This is a genomic window from Actinomyces sp. oral taxon 171 str. F0337 (assembly GCF_005696555.1).
In the GTDB taxonomy this organism is placed as follows: Bacteria; Actinomycetota; Actinomycetes; order Actinomycetales; family Actinomycetaceae; genus Actinomyces; species Actinomyces oris_E.
This window is the reverse complement of sequence record NZ_CP040005.1, coordinates 2518156-2538851: the sequence shown is the minus strand read 5'-3', so window position 1 is coordinate 2538851 and position 20696 is coordinate 2518156. Positions and strand designations below refer to the sequence as shown.

Annotated in this window: 16 protein-coding genes; 14 read left to right on the top strand and 2 right to left on the bottom strand. The window is 69.2% G+C overall.

From position 1 onward, the window contains the following. Positions 1-85: 85 nt before the first annotated feature. On the bottom strand, positions 86-1192 hold the full coding sequence (locus FBF36_RS10905) for an NADH:flavin oxidoreductase/NADH oxidase (RefSeq protein ID WP_138137527.1): 1107 nt from the start codon (positions 1190-1192) through the stop codon (positions 86-88). A gap of 88 nt (positions 1193-1280) precedes the next feature. Between FBF36_RS10905 and FBF36_RS10900 the strand changes: the two genes are divergently transcribed. Then, complete coding sequence (locus tag FBF36_RS10900; RefSeq protein WP_034491300.1) at positions 1281-2216, top strand: patatin family protein; 936 nt, start codon at positions 1281-1283, stop codon at positions 2214-2216. A 2-nt stretch (positions 2217-2218) separates the two neighbouring features. Here the strand turns inward: FBF36_RS10900 and FBF36_RS10895 are convergent, their stop codons facing one another. Next, positions 2219-2785: an NUDIX hydrolase gene (locus FBF36_RS10895; protein ID WP_009394093.1), complete on the bottom strand. Its 567-nt coding sequence runs from the start codon at positions 2783-2785 to the stop codon at positions 2219-2221. Between the two features lie 399 nt (positions 2786-3184). Here FBF36_RS10895 and FBF36_RS10890 point away from each other — a divergent pair, with 399 nt between their 5' ends. From FBF36_RS10890 to dapC, 13 genes are all read left to right on the top strand, one after another. Further along, positions 3185-4201, top strand: coding sequence for an alpha/beta hydrolase (locus FBF36_RS10890; protein ID WP_138137525.1), 1017 nt, complete (start codon positions 3185-3187; stop codon positions 4199-4201). Between the two features lie 140 nt (positions 4202-4341). Further along, the gene (locus FBF36_RS10885) at positions 4342-4950 is read left to right on the top strand and encodes a biotin transporter BioY (protein WP_009393990.1); all 609 of its coding nucleotides are present in this window, start codon (positions 4342-4344) and stop codon (positions 4948-4950) included. Between the two features lie 117 nt (positions 4951-5067). Then, entirely contained in the window at positions 5068-6183 is a 1116-nt protein-coding gene (locus tag FBF36_RS10880; protein WP_009393992.1) for an LLM class flavin-dependent oxidoreductase, read from the top strand. A gap of 302 nt (positions 6184-6485) precedes the next feature. Further along, a complete protein-coding gene (locus FBF36_RS10875; RefSeq protein WP_009393993.1) occupies positions 6486-7445 on the top strand; it encodes an ABC transporter permease in 960 nt (319 codons plus the stop codon). A 30-nt stretch (positions 7446-7475) separates the two neighbouring features. Continuing rightward, positions 7476-8462 carry an ABC transporter permease gene (locus tag FBF36_RS10870; protein WP_009393994.1) on the top strand — a complete coding sequence of 329 codons (987 nt, stop codon included), beginning with the start codon at positions 7476-7478 and terminating at the stop codon, positions 8460-8462. After that, positions 8459-10666 carry an ABC transporter ATP-binding protein gene (locus tag FBF36_RS10865; protein ID WP_009393995.1) on the top strand — a complete coding sequence of 736 codons (2208 nt, stop codon included), beginning with the start codon at positions 8459-8461 and terminating at the stop codon, positions 10664-10666. The genes FBF36_RS10870 and FBF36_RS10865 overlap by 4 nt, the downstream gene beginning before the upstream one ends. Before the next feature lie 94 nt (positions 10667-10760). Beyond that, a complete protein-coding gene (locus FBF36_RS10860) occupies positions 10761-12428 on the top strand; it encodes an ABC transporter family substrate-binding protein (protein ID WP_009393996.1) in 1668 nt (555 codons plus the stop codon). A 73-nt stretch (positions 12429-12501) separates the two neighbouring features. After that, positions 12502-13197: a hypothetical protein gene (locus FBF36_RS10855; protein ID WP_225792349.1), complete on the top strand. Its 696-nt coding sequence runs from the start codon at positions 12502-12504 to the stop codon at positions 13195-13197. An 87-nt stretch (positions 13198-13284) separates the two neighbouring features. After that, positions 13285-14487 (top strand): MFS transporter, encoded by a 1203-nt coding sequence (locus tag FBF36_RS10850; protein WP_009394102.1) that lies wholly within the window; start codon positions 13285-13287, stop codon positions 14485-14487. A gap of 206 nt (positions 14488-14693) precedes the next feature. After that, positions 14694-16616: a translational GTPase TypA gene (typA, locus tag FBF36_RS10845; protein WP_009394101.1), complete on the top strand. Its 1923-nt coding sequence runs from the start codon at positions 14694-14696 to the stop codon at positions 16614-16616. 15 nt (positions 16617-16631) lie between these two features. After that, the gene (locus tag FBF36_RS10840) at positions 16632-18830 is read left to right on the top strand and encodes a VanW family protein (RefSeq protein WP_009394100.1); all 2199 of its coding nucleotides are present in this window, start codon (positions 16632-16634) and stop codon (positions 18828-18830) included. A gap of 237 nt (positions 18831-19067) precedes the next feature. Continuing rightward, positions 19068-19418 (top strand): ferredoxin, encoded by a 351-nt coding sequence (gene fdxA, locus FBF36_RS10835; protein ID WP_009394099.1) that lies wholly within the window; start codon positions 19068-19070, stop codon positions 19416-19418. A gap of 59 nt (positions 19419-19477) precedes the next feature. Next, positions 19478-20686, top strand: coding sequence for a succinyldiaminopimelate transaminase (gene dapC / locus FBF36_RS10830; RefSeq protein ID WP_192574969.1), 1209 nt, complete (start codon positions 19478-19480; stop codon positions 20684-20686). Positions 20687-20696 lie beyond the last annotated feature (10 nt).

The following is a 20696-nucleotide window of genomic DNA, read 5'->3' as shown; positions in this document are numbered from 1 at the left end:
GGATCTACCTCCAGAGGATGGATACGTCGCATGCGACTGAGGACTTCCCAGGAGATAGTAATGGCTGAGGGTGGCCGGGCTCTGCTCAGCGCCAGGTGCCGCGCCAGTACTGGATGGGCCAGGGGGCCTCGTCCCAGGAGCGCGCCCCCAGGTCGGCCGCCCAGCGCAGCGGCAGGTAGGGGTCGCGCAGGGCGGCCCGGCCCACGGCGATCGCGTCGGCCTGCCCGGCGATGAGCGCCTGCTCGGCCTGGGCCGCCTCCTCGATGAGGCCCACGCCCACCACCGGGACGTCGCTGCCGGCGACCGCCTGCTTGACCTGCTCGGCCAGCGGCAGCTGGTAGCCGGGCCCCACCGGGATCTCGGCCGGGACGTTACCGCCGCTGGAGATGTGCAGGACGTCGACACCGGCCTTCACCAGCTCGTGGCTGAATGCGGCGGTCTCCTCACCAGTGACGCCGCCCCCGGCCCAGTCCGAGGCCGACAGCCGGATATCGAGCAGCGTGTCCGGCCCGATGGCCTCGCGCACGGCCCGCACCACCTCGAGCGGGAAGCGCTGACGGTTCTCAACGCTTCCGCCGTAGGAGTCGGTGCGCTGGTTGGACAGGGCAGAGCGGAACTCGTGGATGAGGTAGCCGTGGGCGCCGTGGATCTCGATGACGTCGTACCCGGCCTCGACGGCGCGGCGCGCGGCCGCTGCAAAGGCCTCCACGATCCGGTGGATACCGGCCTCGTCCAGCTCGGCGGGAACCGCGTGCTCCGGAAAGGGGATCGCGCTGGGGGCCAGCAGCTCCCAGCCCTCCAGGGTGCCGGTGCGCGCACCCTCCACCTTGGGTCGCCACGGCCGGGTCCCCGACTTGCGCCCGCCGTGCCCGATCTGAATACCGGCCAGGGCCCCGCCGGCGTGAATCGCCTCCACCAGGCGGCGCTGGCCGGCGACCTGCTCGTCGGACCACAGCCCCAGGTCGTTGGGGGACAGACGCCCCTCAGGGGTGACCGCCGTGGCCTCCACAACGATCGTGCCGAAGCCGCCCACCGCGCGGCTGGCGTAGTGGACCACGTGCCAGTCGGTGACGACGCCGTCCCGCGCCTCGACCGAGTACATGCACATCGGCGGCAGCCACAGGCGGTTGCGGGCAGTCAGCCCGCGCATGGTCATCGGCTCAAGGATGCGCAGCGCGCTGGAGGTAGTCATGACCTCACGCTACTCTCCCGACCGCTCGGCCGACATGGGGCGGGAATCACCCGTGCGATGGCGCCATGGAACCCATAGGCTCCCGGGCGTGAGCCCGCGTCCCGTCCCCGTCTCCGACCACAGTCACCGGCCCGCTCCCGTCACCCACGGCCCCGACGACGTCGCCCTCGTCTTCGAGAGCGGCGGTATGCGCGGGGCCTACACGGCTGGCCTCGTGCGTGTCATGCTGGAGGCCGGGCTCTCCTTCCCCTGGGTCGGTGGCATCTCCGCCGGCTGCACCAACACCTGCAACTTCGTCTCCCGGGACACCTGGCGCACCCGCGAGGCCTACCTGGGGCTGACCACCGACCCCAAGGCCGGCGGCTGGGGCAGCTTCGTGACCGGAAAGGGCTACTTCAACTCCGAGCACATCTACCTGCACACCTCCGCCCCCGACGAGTCCATCCCCTTCGACTGGGAGACCTTCGCCGCCTCACCGGCCACGGTGCGTCTGGGCGCCTTCCGCTGCGACACCGGTGAGGAGGTCTACTGGGGCCTGGAGGACATGCCCACCATGGCGGACCTGCTGGTGCGGGCGCGCGCGTCGTCGTCGATGCCGGTGCTCATGCCCATGGTCGAGGTCGACGGCCTCCCCTACGTGGACGGCGCCGTCGGGCCCACCGGCGGGTTCGCCGTCGACGCCGCCCGCGCCGACGGGTACGACAAGATGCTCGTGGTCATGACCCGCCCCGAGGGCTACCGCAAACCGTTCACGCGACGCCACGAGATCGAGATCCTCCAGCGGCTCTACGCCCGCTACCCGGCCCTGGTCCAGGCCGTCATCGACCGCCCCGAGAACTACAACCGTACCGTCGACGAGCTGGAGCGGCTGCGCAGCCAGGGGAGCGTCTACCTCTTCCGGCCCGAGCGCATGCCCGTCGCCAACGGCGAGCTGCGCTACGACCGCATCGTCACCGCCTTCGAGGCCGGCCTGGCCCAGGCCCGCCGCGAGCTTCCCGCCATCGAGGCCTTCCTGGCGAGCTGAGCTCAGTGCGGCAGGGCGACGCCGTAACAGGCGATGTCCTGGCCCTCGTCGAAGCCGAAGGTGATGACCGGGGGCACTGGACTCCCGCCGTCGAGGGACCCGGCCAGCAGGTCCAGGACATGGCGCTCGTGCGGCGGAACCGCCTCGGGCAGGTCTGTCAGGGAGAACCAGCGCAGGCCCGCGTTCTTGTCCGGCTCACGCACGGCCGGCGTGCCCGTCCAGGTCCGCAGCGTGAAGAACAGGTCGATGCGCTGCTCCAGAGCCGCCCCGCCCAGGTCATTGGTGCGGTGCATCGCCGTCAGCGCCGTCAGGTCCTCCGCCTCGGCACGGATCCCCAGCTCCTCGTCGGTCTCCCGCAGAGCCGTCTCCAGCGCGCTCTCGGCGGCCTCGACGTGACCCGAGGCGCCGCAGGCCCAGTGCCCGTCCATGTAGCCCGTGTTCTGCCGCAGCTGGAGGAGCACCTGGGGCGCGGTGCTCACCGGCTCGGCGTCCCGGTCGGAGGCGCCCGGATGAGGACGCAGCAGGTAGACGTAGACGGCGGGAACGAGGGTGAAGGAGTGGACGGCCATGGCAGCCACCGTAAACCAGGAGCCCGAACCGGAGCGGGTGGGCGGGGATCTATCGGGAGAACTGTCGGGATACGAGCGACTGGGACTCATGAAACCATCAGGAATATAGGTGATGCTCCGGTGCAGTCAGTCATCAGTGGCGGATCAGTGGCCGTCTGTGGCGGCTCCGCAGCGTTCCCGTCCTGGGGCGTCTGAGAATCGCCTCGGCGGTCATGCTGCCGGCTCGGCATCGGGCAACTAGGCTTCTACCTGGGGCGACGGGAGATCTCGGACCCTGCCCGTGACCCCGACGTCACTGCCGATCGTCAGCCGTCGACACGATCAATGATGACCGATGCCGACCTGAGCGTGACCAACGCTCCGTTGACGACGATTGATGATGCTGTCTGAGGAGGACCGATGCAGACCAGCCTTACTCGGCTCACGGCCGATGACGGAACGCGTCTGGTCGTGCACATCTGGCTGCCCGAGTGGCTCATCGACGGCTCCCTCCTGGTGGCCGACGCTCCTGAGGCCGGCGCCCCGGTGCGCCCCGTGGCGGCGCCGCGCCCGCAGGTGCCCGGCGCCGCCCGCCCCCGGGGCATCATCGTCATCGCCCACGGCATGGCCGAGCACGCCTCGCGATACGCCCGCTTCGCCGCCTCAGCGGTGGAGGAGGGCTATGCGGTCCTGGCCGAGGACCACCGAGGCCACGGCGCGACCGCAGCCCCCGGTGCCTTCGGCTTCGTCGCCGAGCGGGGTGGTTGGGAGAGGGTCGTCGCCGACATGGGCGCCGTCCTGGATGCGGCTCGGCGGGCCTGGCCCGGTGTCCCCGTCTTCCTCATGGGCCACTCCTGGGGCTCCTTCCTGGCCCGCGACCTGGCCGCGCGCCGCGGAGGTGAGCTGGCCGGTCTCATCCTGCTGGGGACCGGTGCGGGGAACGGCGCGCTGACCCGGCCCGCCACCGCGATCTGCGCCGGGGAGTCCCGACTGCGCGGACCTCGCCATGCCTCCGGCCTGCTCAATGCGCTCGCATTCGGCCCCTACCAGCGACACTTCGCCCCCAACCGCACCAAGGCCGACTGGATCAGCCGGGACGTCCACGAGGTTGACCGCTACGTCGCCGACCCCTGGTGCGGATTCGTGTGCACCTCCAGCTTCTTCCGCGACCTCGTCGCCGGGCAGAGAGCCGTCAACACGGCCTCCCACGCCGCCGCGGTGCCCGCAGGGCTGCCCGTGCTCCTGGCCTCCGGTGACAGGGACCCGGCCGGCGCCATGGGGCGAGGCGTCCAGCGGGCCGCGACCCTCTACCGCAGCGCCGGCGTGCGAGAGGTCTCCGTCATCCTCTACCCGGGCGGGCGCCACGAGCTGCTCAACGAGACCAACCGGGACCAGGTCACCGGCGACATCCTCACCTGGATCGACGGGCACCTGTGAGAACTGTGAAAACCACCTATCTTGTGCGGTCGGGAGGGGGAGTGACCCTGCATTCTTTGTAGGTTTCCTCCAAATGATGGTGTGGTGCTTCGGCATGATCCGGTCGTTCGCGACGCCGCGTCTGCCCGTAGTGTTGAGGCATGATCACCAAACCCTCCACCCCGGCCGCCGGCTCCGCGGCCCGCTCAGAATCCGTTACCAGCGCCGCCAACCCCGCTCTTGTCCGCGTTCGTGAGGTCGGGCTGATCCTGGCCGGCACCGTCGCCCTGATCCTCATCGGTCAGATCGCGATCCCCCTGCCCTTCACCCCTGTGCCGATCTCCATGGGCACCTTCGCCGCTCTGGGCGTCGGCGCCGTCCTCGGTTCGCGCCGCGGCGCCCTGTCCGCGATGCTCCTCGGCGTCCTGGCCGCCGTCGGCGCCCCGGTCCTGGCCGGCTGGAACGGTGGCGTGGGCGTCACCTTCGGCTACGTCATCGGCTACACCCTCATCGCCGCCATCGCCGGACGCGCCGCCACCGTGTGGTCGCGCCACTCCGGCTCCACGACCGCTCGGGTCGCCACTGGCGTCGCCCTCATGCTGCTGGCCTCGGCCTCGGTCTACGTCCCGGGCCTGATCTGGCTGAAGGTCGCCACCGGCGCCAGCTGGGGCACTACCCTGACCCTGGGTCTGGTGCCCTTCATCGTGGGGGACATCCTCAAGTCAGTGGTCGCCACCGGTCTGCTGCCCGTGCGCAGCCGGATTCGCTGACCATCCCCGAACGGCACGAGTCCGACCCTCCGTGTGCCCCGCCGCGCTCTGTGCTCGGCGGGGCACACGGGCCTCAAGGCCCGCTTCCAGGTGGTCGGTGAGGGTTAGAGTGCCCGTATGAGTCAGCCCGAAAGGCGGGCCGTACCCGTCCTGTCCGTCATGGACATGGTCCCCGTCAGCGCCGGATGCAGCCGCACCGACGCCCTCACCGAGATGATCGCCCTCGCTCGAGCCGCCGACGCCGCCGGCTATGAGCGCTACTGGTTGGCCGAGCACCACGGCTCCGCCACCTACCTCTCCTCAGCGACCATCGTCCTCATGGGGCAGGTCCTGGCCGCTACCGAGCGTCTGGGCGTCGCCTCCGGCGGGATCATGCTGCCCAACCACGCCCCGCTCGTCGTCGCCGAGCAGATCGGGACCCTGGCCACCCTCTACCCGGGCCGGGTCGACCTGGGACTGGGGCGGGCCCCTGGCACCGACCGGCGCACCGCCGCCGCGCTGCGCCGAGGGGCCTCCGATCCGGGCCGCTTCGCCGAGGAGATCCTCGAGATCCTCACCTACCTCGGTGACGAGCCCGTACCGGAACAGGTCCCCGGATCCCTCCTCCTGGGCGCCCCCGGTGTTCTCGACGACGCCGTCCAGGTCTCCGAGCCCGACGGCCCCCGAGTACGGGCCATCCCGGGGGAGGGCACCCACCCGAACGTCTGGGTGCTCGGCTCCTCAGTCAACGGGGCCCGCGTCGCGGGACGGCTCGGACTGCCCTTCGCCGTGGCCTCGCACTTCGCCCCGGTCCAGGCCGAGGCGGCCATCGCCACCTACCGCTCCGTCCTCGAGTCCCGGACGGAAGGCGCCCCAGGCCTCCAAGGCGCTCCGGACGCTCCGCGGGTCGCGGCCGCCGTCAATGTCATGGTGGCTCCCAGCCATGAGGAGGCCCGCCTGCTGTTCAGTACCGCCATGGCTGCCGCCGCCCGCATCGTCGGCAATCGGCCCGGCCCGCTCGATCCGCCCAGTGAGGACCCGCAGGCCTGGCGCGCCTACGCGCCCGGCAGGGAGGACGCCGTCGAGGCGGCCATGTCCCTGTCCTTCGTCGGAACGGCCGACGACGTCGCCGCCCGTCTGCGTGAGCAGGCCGCCCGGTGGGACCTCGACGAGGTCCTCGTGGTCACCCACGCCCACGACCCGGCCCTGCGGCGCCGCTCCTACGAGCTGCTCGCCCAGGCCTGGAACGCATGAACGCGCCAGTTTCTGACCGTTTGACACGTGTTTCACGTGTCGGCCCTGTTTCCTTATCTGATTGAGGGGGATTCCCGCGACGCGGCGGTGGATTCGAGGCCACCGCCGCGTTTTATTTCTCCTCCACTATTAACCATTTGGGCATTTCCTGAATGCTGGAAATGTATCCATCGAGTTTCACGCGGCGGGTATTGTGACCCCATTCATTTGTTCGTACACGGTGTCACCTCCAACGCCGCCAGGTGCGCCTGCTGCGGGCCAGTGGTCCTTGCACCGGTGGGTTGTCCGAAGGAGGAGAACGCATGCTCCCGTACCTGGCGCGCCGGATCGCGAACTACGCGGTCCTGCTATTCATCGCCACGTCGTTGGCCTATCTGTTGGCCTCGGCCTCTCTGGATCCCTCGGCCCTGTGGAACCGTCAGGACCCCTCTCTCAACTGGGACGCCATTCACGCCAACCTCGTCAAGTACAACATCAGCCACGACCTGCCCGTGTGGGACCGCTACGTCACCTGGCTGCGCAACGTCGTCCTCCACTGGGACTGGGGACGCACCCCCAAGGGCGAGCTCATCAACACCCTCATCGGCACCAAGATCCTCGTCTCAGTGCGGCTGGTGTTCCTGGGTGCCGCCATCGGCATGGTCGGGGGAGTGGCACTGGGGGCCTGGACCGCCACGCGCCAGTACCGCTTCTCCGATCGCGCGATCTCCCTGATCTCCATGATCATCATCTCCACCCCCGCCATGGTCATCGCGATCCTCCTGCAGGTCCTGGCCGTGCAGATCAACCGCTCCTCCGGCTACCAGATCCTCGAGTTCACCGGTGAGGGGGAGGGGACCCTCGGTCGCCTCCAGCACCTTCTGCTTCCCACCTTGTCGATGTCGCTGGGCGGAATCGCCTCCTACTCCCGCTTCCAGCGCAACCTCATGCTCGACACCCTGGGGGCCGACTACGTGCGCACCGCCCGAGCCAAGGGCCTCATCAAGCGCAAGGCGCTGACCCGCCACGCGCTGCGCACCGCGCTCATCCCCATGGCCACCTACTTCGCCTTCGCCCTGGCCACCCTGTTCACCGGCGCCGCCATCACCGAGCGGGTCTACGGCTGGCACGGCATGGGCGAGTACTCCATCAGTGCGATCTCCGGCATGGACATCAACGGGGTGACGGCCGTCGTCGCCTTCTCCGGGCTGTGCACCCTCACCGGTGCGCTCCTGTCCGATGTCTTCGTGGCGATCGTCGACCCGAGAGTGAGGGTGAGCTGACCCATGACGCGCAACGCTGAACCCAACGGGATGGCCTCCATCGGCAAGCAGATGACGGTGGGCGGCTACGCCGCCGTCGAGCAGGGCGGGGAGGCCCAGCTGAGCCCCGAGGACCTGGGCGACATCACCAAGCAGACCCCCAGGGACTCCCGGCGCCTGACCCGCAGGCAGATCATCACCCGGCGCTTCTGGCGCAACAAGGGGGCGGTGGTCGGCGCGGTCGGCTTCCTGCTCATGGTGCTCTTCGCACTCTTCGGCGGCGCCGCGACCCACTGGACCTTCACCGACGTCGACTCCGCCGCCTTCCTCCAGGCCCCCAGCGCTGATCACTGGTTCGGCACCACCCAGGGAGGCCGCGACGTCTACGCGATGGTGGTGGAGGGCACCCGCAAGTCCATGATGATCGGCGTCTTCGTCGCCCTGCTCCAGACCGGCGTCGCCGCCGTCATCGGATCCTCGGCCGCCTACTTCGGCGGCTGGTGGGAGAAGATCGCCCTGTGGGCCACCGACCTGCTCCTCGTGGTCCCCTCCTTCCTCATCATCGCGATCCTCTCCCAGCGGGCCGGAGCCGCCAAGGGCTCCATCGTGCTGTTCATCATCCTCCTGGCCGGCTTCGGCTGGATGCTCACGGCCCGCGTGGTGCGCTCCCTGACCCTGAGCGTGAAGAACCTGGAGTACGTCAACGCCGCCCGCTTCATGAACGTGCCCAGTCCCGTCATCATCGCCCGGCACATCCTGCCCAACATCGCCTCCCTGCTCATCGTCGACGCCACCATCAACGTGGCCTACGCCGTCATCAGCGAGACGACGCTGTCCTACTTCGGTTTCGGGGTCCAGTCGCCCAACACCTCCCTGGGCACCCTCATCGCCGAGGGGCAGCGCTCGGCGACCACCTACCCCTGGATCTTCCTGGCCCCGGCAGCCGTGCTCTTCCTCATGCTCCTGTGCGTCAACGTCATGGGTGACGGTCTGCGCGATGCCATCGACCCCTCGTCCAAGTCCGGAGGCAAGGCATGAGTCCCACGAGCAGCCCCAGCACGTCCACCGAGGTCACGAAGAGCGCTGCGGCCGTGCCCGTCGTCGACGTCAGAAGCGCCGACGACGCGCTCCCGGACCCCTCCAGCGCCGCCCCGCTGCTGGAGGTCGCCGACCTGCACGTCTCCTTCCCCTCTGAGGACGGGCGCGTCAACGCCGTGCGCGGAGTCGACCTGTCCGTCGCCCGCGGTGAAGTGCTGGCCCTGGTCGGCGAGTCCGGTTCGGGCAAGTCCGTCACCTCCACGGCTGTCATGGGACTGCTCGACGAGTCCGCCGAGGTCACCGGGTCGGTGCGCCTCCACGGCACCGAGCTGCTGGGGCGGCCCGACGGCTACATGTCCCGCATTCGCGGTTCCCAGATCGCCATGGTCTTCCAGGACCCGCTCAGCGCCCTGACCCCCGTATACACGGTGGGCGCCCAGATCGTCGAGGCCCTGAGGATCCACCATCCCGAGATGAGCGAGGCGGCCGCACACAAGCGCGCCGTCGAGCTGCTCGACCTGGTGGGCATCCCCAACCCGCAGGTGCGTGCCAAGGCCTACCCCCACGAGTTCTCCGGCGGGATGCGCCAGCGGGCCGTCATCGCCATCGCGATCGCCAACGACCCCGATCTCATCATCGCCGACGAGCCCACCACGGCCCTCGACGTCACCATCCAGGCCCAGATCCTCGACGTGCTGCGCACCGCCCAGAAGGAGACCGGTGCCGGCGTCATCATGATCACCCACGACCTGGGGGTCGTGGCCGGCATGGCGGACCGGGTGGCCGTCATGTACGCCGGGCGCATCGTGGAGACCGGCGACGTCGACGACATCTTCTACCGCTCGCGCATGCCCTACACGATCGGCCTGCTCGGCTCCCTGCCCCGTCTGGACGCGCGTAAGGACTCGGCTCTGGCCACCCTGGAGGGCAACCCGCCCTCCCTGCTGGAGCTGCCCCGAGGATGCCCCTTCATCCCCCGTTGCCCCATGGCCCAGGCCGAGTGCGCACGGGAGGAGCCGGCGCTCACCCTCGTGGAGCGCGACGGGACCGACGGCGAGGAGCCCCGCTCCGGCGCACAGTACTCGGCCTGCCACCGTCGCGGCGAGATCGAACGGGACCATCTCGACTACTCCCACATCTACCCCGTCCCGGCTCTCAAGACCCCCGAGACCATGAGCCTGCCGCATGCCGAGCGCCCCGAGGTTCTGCGCGTCACCGACCTCGTCAAGGAGTTCCCCCTCATGAAGGGAGCCGTCTTCAAGAGACGCGTGGGCACCGTCCACGCCGTCGACGGCGTCTCCTTCGACGTCCGCCGGGGCGAGACCCTGGCCCTGGTCGGCGAGTCCGGCTGCGGCAAGACCACCACCCTCTTGGAGGTCCTCTCCCTCCGGGCGCCCCAGGAGGGCAGGATCGTGGTCCTGGGCAAGGACACGGCCGACCTGGGGCGGGCCCAGCGCCGCCAGGTGCGCCGCGACCTGCAGATCGTCTTCCAGGACCCCATGGCCTCCCTGGACCCGCGCCTGCCGATCTTCGACATCATCGCCGAACCGCTGCGGGCCAACGGCTGGAAGAAAACGGACATCGGACCGCGCATCGAGGAGCTCATGGAGCTCGTCGGGCTCGAGCCCAGTCACGCCAACCGCTACCCGCGCAACTTCTCCGGCGGGCAGCGTCAGCGCATCGGCATCGCCCGTGCTCTGGCGCTCGAACCCAGTCTCCTGGTCCTCGATGAGCCGGTCTCCGCCCTGGACGTGTCCATCCAGGCCGGCGTCATCAACCTGCTCGATGAGCTGCGCGCCACCATGGGGCTCAGCTATCTCTTCGTGGCCCACGACCTGTCAGTGGTGCGCCACATCGCCGACCGTGTCGCCGTCATGTACCTGGGGCGGATCGTGGAGATCGGAGACGTCGACACCATCTTCGAGGCCCCGGCCCACCCCTACACCCAGGCCCTGCTCTCGGCGATCCCCATCCCGGACCCGGCCAAGGAACGCGGCCGCAGCCGCATCGTCCTGGAGGGCGACATGCCCAGCCCCGCCAACCCGCCCTCGGGTTGCCGCTTCCGCACCCGCTGCCCGAAGTTCGCCTCAGGACTCACCGACGACGAGCGCTCGGCCTGCCTGGGAGCCATGCCGGACTTCCTCTCCCAGGGCGAGGACCACGAGGTCGCCTGCTACTACCCCGAGCGCACCGCGGTCTTCTGACGTCCCCCGCCCCCGAGTCCACCCATCGCACTGTCCACCGATCCTGCCCACCACCGCGCGCCGACGACGGCGCCCATAGTGAACGGAGATTCCCATGAAGCTCAACCGTCGCATGTTCCTCGCCACGACGGCCTCCGCGGCCGTCCTGACCTCCCTGGCCGCCTGCGCCAAGAACGGCTCCGGCTCCTCGGGCTCCACCGCCGGTGTGCCCACCGCCGCCCCCGACGAGCTCCAGGACGGGGGCACGCTGCGCTTCGGCATCGGCTCGGCGCCGGCGAACTGGAACGCCGTGACCGTGGACGGCAACATCGTCGACATGTGGCTGATCATGAAGTTCGTCTCCCCCTTCACCGTCGACTGGGCCGCGGACGGCAAGGCGACACCGAACCCCGACTTCCTCACCAAGCTCGAGGCTGCGGAGGTCGGCGGCAAGACCGTGGTCACCGTGGCCATCAACGAGAAGGCCACCTGGGGCAATGGGCGCAAGTGGGACTCCGAGGACATCAAGGTGTTCTTCGACCATGTCAAGGACCCCAGCTATTCCTGGGCCACCGTCGAGGGACTCGACAAGGTCGAGAAGGTCGAGATCGTGGACAAGCAGACCGCCAAGGTCACCTTCAACTCGGTCTACCCCGACTGGTCCTACCCTTTGGCCGGCATCACCCCCAGGGAGCTCATGGCCGACGCCAAGACCTTCAACGAGTCGATGGCCGGCGCCACCAAGTTCAACAACGACTACTTCGCCGGCCCCTTCAAGATCAAGAGCTACGACGAGTCCAAGCAGGTCATCACCCTGGAGCGCAACGACAAGTGGTGGGGCGCCACCTCCAAGCTTGAGACCGTCACCCTGCACGTCCTGGATGACTCGGCCTTGGGACAGGCCTTCGCCAACAAGGAGATCGACGTCCTGGACTACATCTTCTCCGCCGACGTCTACCAGCAGGCCAGTGGCCGCGACGACGCCGAGGTCCGCCAGAACACCGGCCTGCAGTGGCGTCACATCATGTTCAACGCCTCCTCCGGTCCTCTGGCGGACAAGGCCGTGCGCCAGGCCATCACTCGGGCCTGCAACCGTGAGGCCATCGCGGCCTCCGACCTGGCGGGTCTGCCCGTGGACGCCAAGAAGGTTCTCCTGGGCAACCGCTTCTTCCTGCCCGTCCAGGAGGGCTACCAGGACAACTCCACCGGCTGGGGCCACGACGTCGAGGCCGCCAAGAAGCTGCTCGACGGTGCCGGCTGGGTGGCCGGCTCCGACGGCGTGCGCGCCAAGGACGGCAAGAAGCTCGAGCTGGTGATCACCATCCCCTCCAACGCCCCGGTGGCCACCAACGAGGCCAACCTCCTCCAGAAGCAGCTGAACGAGGTCGGCATCAAGCTCAGTGTCTCCACGGTCGAGATCGACAAGTACTTCCCGGAGTACATCAACAAGAAGAATTACGCACTGACGGTCTTCACCGGCGAGAAGACCCAGTACCCCCTGGCCAACACGGGTCAGTACTACGCCTCGACCAGCCAGTCGAATTACACCGGACTGTCCGTCCCCGAGGTCGACCAGTACGTCGCCAAGATCGGCTCGACCCCCGACGGCGCCGAGCGCAACAAGCTCGCCAACGAGCTCGACAAGGTCCTGTGGGAGAACGTCTTCAACATCCCGATCTACCAGCGCATGCAGCTGACCGCCGTGCCCAAGACGCTGCGCAACTTCGGCGCCCAGGGACTGGCCTCCTTCCGGCCCGAGCGCATTGGCTACGTCAAGAGCTGAGCCGGTGCCCGCAACCGGACCGGATGACGACGGCGGGGAGCCGGTGCGGCATGATGCGCCCGTGCAAGAAGTCGTGCCCACCACCGTGTCCACCACTGTGCCCCTTGTCATGCCGACCGTCGTCATCCGGTCCCTGCCGGCCCGCCTGGGCACCGCCCTCATCGGTCTGGCTGCAGTGGGGATGTCCCTGACGATCGGCCTGGCCGACGGCGCCGCCCACGGGCTGCGCACCATGGTCTGGGCGGGAGCACTCACCTTCCTCACCTGGCTGCTGTGGTGGGCCCCGCAGATCACCCTGACCCCGCAGGCCCTCACCATCCGCAACGCCTGGCGCACCCACGTGCTGGGCTGGGATGCGTTCGAGCTGTGCCGCACCCGCTGGGGGCTGTCGGTCGTCACCCGTGACGACGTCGAGGTGCGCGCCTCGGCCGCTCCCCGCCGCGGCGGCATGGCCGAGTCCTTCCGGCGCCGACAGGAGCTGCGCGAGCAGCAGGAGCGGCGCGACGGCCTGCGAGACCCCGAGCCGGCCCCGGCGGTGCGCCCGGAGTACCTCACGGGGGAGGGGACTCACCGCACCAACCTCGACACCGGTGATGCCGGGTCCCTCATCGAGGCCTACGCCGAGCAGATGCGCAGCCTTCCTGCTCAGGCCGCGGACGATGCGGCGCCCGGCGCGGCCGCCGGCGTGAGCAGCAGCCTCAACCGCCCGGTCGTCGGCGCCGCAGGTCTGCTCGCCGTCGCGCTCGCGGCCGTGACCGTGCTCCTATGACCCGCCCCATCAGCGCCTTGGTGTACTTGGTGAACGGCGGCGAGACGGACGAACACGTACTGGCTGCGTGGCGGGAAGGGTAGCCGAATGAAGCTGATGGCGGAGGAGTACGTCGTTGAGTTTCTTGTGTCGCGAGGCCTGTATGTCCTGGCGAATTCGGCGGTTCCCGCATTGCTGGCGATAGCTGTGGCGTCGGAGGGCTACAGCGCCTCCGGCGTCGGGCTGGTCCTCGGCGTGGGCGCGCTGCCGGGTATCTTGGGTGCGTTGCTGGCTCCGCAGATGCTGGTTCACGTCAGCCCCAAGACCATGTTCGGCGGTGCGGCAGCCGCATGGGTCGTCATCTGTGGCGGTATCGCGATGCTGAGTCATGCCGGCTCGGTTGGGCTCGGCGTGTACGTCACTGTGTCATTCGCCTTGGAGTTCGTCGCATCGATCATGTACCCAACGATGGGGTCCTATGTCGCAGACCTCGTGCGGTCGGATCTGTTGGATCGGATGAATTCCGCCAGGGCTGTTGTCGCTGGTCTGTGCGCGGTCGCCGGCCCTGGACTTATTGCGGTGGTGCAGTCATGGCGAGGTGTCGCTGACGCTTGGTGGCTGGTCTCCCTGCTGATGCTCGCATGTCTGCTGTCGCAGATCCGCCTGCCGAAAGGGCGCAGAACGGGGGGTGCGGATCGCATCACCGCCCTGAACCGGGGCCTGCGGGTCGCTGCACGCTCCCGAGGGGTCCTCGTTGTGCTGGTCAGCTCCGGTGTGTGGCACTTTACTGTGTGGGGAAGTTATATGACGATATACCCCGTGGTGCTGCGCGATGATTATCGAGCGTTATGGTTCATCGGTGTCAGCGAGTCCTTGTTTGCGGTCGGTGGAATCATTGGGTCCTTACTTCGTGTGCCATCCCGCTTGTCTCGCCCGGTGCTGTGCCTGGTTGCGCTCCTCAGTTTCGTGCCGGTGCCGGTCGGTGTGGTGCTCGGTGCGCCTCTTTGGCTTGTCGCGGTGTTGGTATTTGTTTCAAGTGCTGTGATTGCGTCGACGGCGGTGGCTTGGGAGACGTTTCTTCAGTCTCGAGTTGAGCGTGACGCACTGCCCTCTGTCTTCGCCTTGGACTACCTCGCCGGGGACGGTATTGCGCCGCTCGGCTACGTGGCTGTTCCCGCCCTTGCCATGTGGCTGGGTCAGGGGACGGGTGTGCTGACGACCGCTGGGGTATGCGTACTGGTGCTGCTCGGGTGTCTGTGGGTGTCCGCCGTTTCCCCGGAGGCGGAGCAAGTCGAGCCTTCTGTGGAGTGACCGGCGGGTCGTGGCTCGCAGTCCCGCCCGGCGGTTGATGGTGCCAGCCCCTGAATGGTCGAGGTGAGAGGCGGCACAGGCCGGGTGTTGGCCCCGCCATGGCAGGTCTCGACCGGCGTCCTCTAGTCTTTCCCTGTTTCATGCCCTGTGGCCGGTGCCGTGAGAGGTGCCTGGCCCGCGGCGTCCCCCACCGGAAGAAGTGCCCCATGAGCGTGCGCCAAGACCTGCGTAACGTCGCCATCGTCGCCCACGTCGACCACGGCAAGACCACTCTTGTCGACGCCATGCTCTGGGAGGCGGGCGCCTTCGGGGCCCGGGCCACCGAGGAGACCACCGGCGAGCGCGTCATGGACTCCGGTGAGCTGGAGCGCGAGAAGGGCATCACGATCCTCGCCAAGAACACGGCGGTCCACTACTCGGGCCCCTCAGCCGTGGACGCCGGCTGCCCCGAGGGCATCGTCATCAACGTCATCGACACCCCCGGTCACGCCGACTTCGGCGGTGAGGTCGAGCGCGGGCTGTCCATGGTCGACGGCGTCGTCCTCCTCGTCGACGCCTCCGAGGGGCCCCTGCCCCAGACCCGCTTCGTGCTGCGCAAGGCCCTGGCCGCGAACCTGCCGGTCATCCTCGTGGTCAACAAGGTGGACCGTCCCGACTCCCGGCTCGACGAGGTCGTCGCAGAGTCCACCGACCTGCTGCTGTCCCTGGCCAGCGACCTGGCCGACGAGCACCCCGACATCGACCTCGACGCCGTCCTGGACGTTCCCGTCATCTACGCCTCCGCCAAGGCCCGTCGCGCCGACACCGAGGTCCCGGCCGACGGCGAGCTGCCGGCCAGCGAGAACCTCGAGCCGCTCTTCCGCACCATCATCGAGCGGATCCCCGGCCCCTCCTACGAGGAAGGCGCCCCCCTGCAGGCTCACGTCACCAACCTGGACGCCTCCCCCTTCCTGGGGCGCCTGGCGCTGCTGCGCATCCACAACGGCACCCTGCGCAAGGGGCAGACGGTGGCCTGGGCCCGCCACGACGGCTCACTGGCCTCCGCCCGCGTCTCCGAGCTCCTCGTCACCGAGGGCCTGGACCGCAAGCCCGCTGAGGAGGCGCACGCCGGTGACATCGTCGCCGTCGCCGGGATCGAGGACATCACCATCGGCGAGTCCCTCGTCGACCCCGAGGACCCGCGTCCCCTGCCGCTCATCACCGTGGACGACCCGGCCATCGCCATGACCATCGGCATCAACACCTCCCCGATGGCCGGGCGCACCAAGGGCGCCAAGGTCACCGCCCGTCAGGTCAAGGACCGCCTGGACCGTGAGCTCATCGGCAACGTGTCCCTGCGGGTCCTGCCCACCACCCGGCCCGACGCCTGGGAGGTGCAGGGACGCGGGGAGCTGGCGCTGGCGATCCTCGTGGAGCAGATGCGCCGTGAGGGATTCGAGCTGACCGTCGGCAAGCCGCAGGTCGTCACCCGTACCATCGACGGCAAGCGTCACGAGCCCATCGAGCGCATGACCATCGACGTCCCCGAGGAGTACCTGGGCGCCGTCACCCAGCTCATGGCCGCACGCAAGGGCCAGATGGAGACCATGACCAACCATGGCACCGGCTGGATCCGCATGGAGTTCCTTGTGCCGGCCCGTGGCCTCATCGGCTTCCGCACCCAGTTCCTCACCGAGACCCGCGGCACCGGCATCGCCTCCTCCATCGCTGAGGGCTACGCCCCCTGGGCCGGGCAGATCGTCTCGCGCACCACCGGATCCCTCGTCTCCGACCGTGCCGGGGCCGTGACCGCCTACGCGCTCATCCGCCTGCAGGACCGCGGAAGCTTCTTCGTCGAGCCCACCCAGGAGACCTACGAGGGTCAGGTCGTGGGGGAGAACCCCCGCGGTGAGGACATGGACGTCAACGTGGTCCGCGAGAAGCAGCAGACCAACATGCGCTCCTCGACCGCGGACAGCTTCGAGGCCCTCGTGCCGCCGCGCCGCCTCACCCTGGAGGAGGCCCTCGAGTTCGCCGCCGACGACGAGTGCGTCGAGGTCACTCCGGAGGCCGTGCGCATCCGCAAGGTTATCCTCAACTCCCAGGAGCGTTTCCGCGAGAACGCCCGTCGTCGTCGTGCCGAGGCCTGAGAGGAACCGCCGCCCATGAGCCAGTCCGTCAACCGCGGGAAGAAGCCCGCTGCCTCGAAGGTCGCGGCCGACACCGTCGAGCCCGTCGAGCCCGCTGAGTCCGTCAGGCCGACCGGGCCCGTCGAGGAGGCCGAGGAGACTGCGAAGGCTTCGGCCGTCGTCGAGCAGCCCACGCAGAAGGCATCCGTCGTCGAGGATGCCGGTGAGGCCGCCGACCAGGGTGTGGGCGAGACCGCCTCCCTTGCTGACGAGTCCGTTGAGACAGCCGGTTCCGAGCCGGCCGCTGCTGAAGCCGCAGCCGCCGAAGCGGTGGTGACACCGGCGTCGATGAGTGTCGTCGATGAGGCCACCACCCCCGCCGAGGCCCTCTCGCCCTATGAGTCGAGCGGTGCCGATGCGACTGTCGAGGCTCAGCAGGTCACCGCATGGCCCTCCGGCTCCGGCGATATGCCGCCATCGATCGCCCCGAAGATCCCGGCATCCGGGTCGCGCGCCTCGCGCCGTCGGCGCCTCATCCCCGCCGCCTGCGCCGCCGGGGCCGCGGCCCTGCTCCTGGCCTGGGGCGGCATCGCCTGGTGGACCACCCAGCACATCGCCTCGGGCACTACCGTCTCCGGCGTCGACGTCTCCGGCCTGAGCCCCAAGGAGGCCCGCGACCGCATCAGCAAGGGCGTCGGTGACCAGCTCGCCCAGCCCGTCACCCTCACCGTCGGGCAGGGGAGGTCCGAGCTCGTACCCGCCAAGTCGGGCGTCTCAGTCGACACCAACGCCTCGGTCAAGAAGCTCACCGGATTTACCCTCAACCCCGTCACCCTGACCCAGCGCCTCGGCGGTCAGCGCACCGACGCCGTCATCCGGGTCGATTCCACCGCCCTGCGCGGCGCCCTGGAGGACCGGGTCGACACGATGGCCAACGGTGCGGTCTCGGCGACCGTGACCCTGGACGGCACCAAGCCGGTCACCACGCCCGCGAGCAACGGTATCGGACTCGACGTCGATGCCTCTCTCAAGCAGCTCGCCGGCTCCTGGCCCCTGGGCAAGAAGACCCTCGCCATGGCCGAGGGCACCGCGATCCCCGCCATCACCAACGAGGAAGCCACGAAGTTCGTGGACGGCACCCTCACGCCGCTGCTCTCCAGCGGGCTGACCGTTGATGCGGCGGGCACCGGCGTACAGAGCAAGAACCCCGGCGCGGCCGCTGCCTTCTCACCGCAGGACACCGCCGCGATGCTGAAGCTCTCCTCCGAGGGCGGTACCTTGAGCGCCACCTTCGACCCGACTGCGCTGCGTGACGCCGTCGTCGCCAGAATCGGTCAGGTCGAGGCCCCCGTCCAGAACGCGACCTGGAAGATCGACGGCTCCGCCACCGGCGCCCCGGGGGCTCGCCCCCAGTACGTCCCCGCTGCTCAGGGCAAGCTCATCGACACCGCGGCCCTGTCCGCAAGCCTGCTCAAGGCCGGTACCTCCGCCACCGACGTCGCCGGCCGGACCGTGCCCCTGCCGATGGTCGTAGCCGAGCCGACGGTGACGACGCCGCAGAACGAGTGGGGCATCAGCGAGGTGATCGGCGAGTTCGCCACCCCGTACAACAGTGGGGACGCGCCGCGCACGCAGAACCTCACTCGCGGAGCCGAGCTCGTCAACGGCACGGTCGTCAAGCCCGGCGAGGTCTTCTCCCTGGAGAAGGTCCTCGGCGAGGTCGACTCCGAGCACGGGTTCGCCGATGCCGGGGTCATTCAGAACGGAGAGCATGTTGACGCGATGGGAGGTGGACTCAGCCAGGTGGCCACCACCACCTTCAACGCCGGTTTTGAGGCCGGGATGGATGACACCGAGCATCATCCCCACCAGTACTACTTCGAGCGTTACCCGGCTGGGCGTGAGGCGACCCTGTGGACCGGCAATCTCGACATGAAGTTCACGAACTCCACGTCCCATGCGGTACTGGCCCAGGCGTGGCTGGACGGTGAGCAGATCCACGTGCGGCTGTGGTCGACCAAGTACTACGACGTTTCCATCACCTCCTCGGATCGCTCCAACTTCCGTCCGGTGAGGACCAAGCACGGGTCCGGTCCCGACTGTGAACCCACCTCCGGGGGGCAGCAGGGATTCGACATCACTGTCACCCGCACCCGCAAGCACGACGGCAAGGCCCTGCCCGACGACGTCCTGACCACCAAGTACGACGGCGACATCGATATGATCTGCAACTAGTGCTGTGTGAGTCTGCGGCTCCTGTGGCAACGGGCACGCGGATCGGGGCGCATCGATTGTTACCTATGACATTCGCGCCGTGGCAGTGACGTAATCGCGGTGCGGCAACCCTGAGTTTTCGGCGTGCTGACGGCCACTCTCTCACCTCTTGGGTCGACGGGCACTGGGGGACCATACTTGGCCCGACCGCGCCTACTCGCGCGGGAGGATCCCCAGAGGAGAAAGGACACTGCTGCTATGACGTACGTCATTGCCCAGCCCTGCGTCGACGTCAAGGACCGCGCCTGCGTCGACGAGTGTCCCGTCGACTGCATCTACGAGGGTGAACGCAGCCTCTACATCAACGCCGACGAGTGCGTCGACTGCGGCGCCTGCGAGCCCGTCTGCCCCACCGAGGCGATCTTCTACGAGGACGATGTTCCCGAGGAGTGGGAGGACTACACCCGCGCCAACATCGACTTCTTCGAGCTCAAGGGGCTCGGCTCGCCCGGGGGCGCCCAGCGGACCGGCGCGCTGGACTACGACGACCCCATGATCGCCGCCCTGCCCCCGCAGAACGAGGAGTGGAAAGAGGCCAACGGCTACTGAGCCGACGGGCGGGGCCGGAGGTGGAGACGCCCCCGGCGTGTGAGGAAGAATCAGGGCCCGTGACCACCAGCGCGACACCTGATACCGTCTCCACTCACCACCTGCCCCGCCGGCTGGCCCTGCCCGACTTCCCCTGGGACTCTCTGCGCCCCTACCGGGAGCGCGCCGCCCAGCACCCGGACGGCGTCGTCGACCTCGCGGTGGGCACGCCCGTCGATCCCACTCCTGAGATCGCTCGCATCGCCCTGTCCACAGCCGCCAACGCCCCCGGCTACCCGACGGCGGTCGGCGCCCCCGCGGTACGTGCCGCCATCATCGAGTGGATGGAGCGACGTCGGGGCGTGGCCGGCCTGGGCGACGACGAGGTCATCCCCACCATCGGCTCCAAGGAGTCCGTGGCCCTCTTGCCGCTGCACCTGGGGGTGCGCCCCGGCGACCTCGTCCTGCACCCGCGGGCCGCCTACCCCACCTACGACGTCGGCGCCCGCCTCGTGGGGGCCACCCCCGTCCCCGTGGACACCGACGCCGACCCCGACACGTGGGGCATCTCCGAGGACGCACCCGTGGCCGTCGTCTGGCTCAACAGCCCCGGCAACCCCGACGGTCACGTCCTGAGCGTCGAGCAGATGGCCCGGATCGTCGCCTGGGCCAGGGTGCGGGGTGCCGTCGTCATCTCCGACGAGTGCTACGCCGAGCTCGGCTGGGAGTCGCCGTGGGACGACCATCCGATCCCGAGCCTCCTGGACCCCCGGGTCGGAGGGGAAACGGGCCGAACCGGCCTGCTCGCCCTGTACTCCCTGTCCAAGCAGTCCAACCTGGCCGGCTACCGGGCGGCCTTCCTCGCCGGTGACGCAGAGCTCGTGGGCGCCGTCACCGAGGTGCGCAAGCACACCGGCATGCTCATGCCGACTCCGGTGCAGGCCGCCCTCGTGGCCGCCCTCGGCGACGAGGCGCATATGGAGGTGCAGAAGGAGGTCTACCGGGAGCGCCGCGAGGTGCTCGTCGAGGCGACCGCCGCCGCCGGGCTCGTCAACGACCCGGCCTCCGTGGCCGGCCTGTACCTGTGGCTCCGGGGGACCGCGTCGATGAGCGCCTACGAGCTCGTGGGGGCCTTCGCCGAGCTGGGGATCGTCGTGGCCCCCGGCGACTTCTACGGCGAGGCCGGCGCCGGGCGAGTGCGCATGAGCCTGACCGACACCGACGAGCGCGTGGCCGCCGCCGCCGCTCGCCTGCACTCGCCCGAGGCCGCCGCCCTCTTCGCCGGCTGAGGCTGGCCGG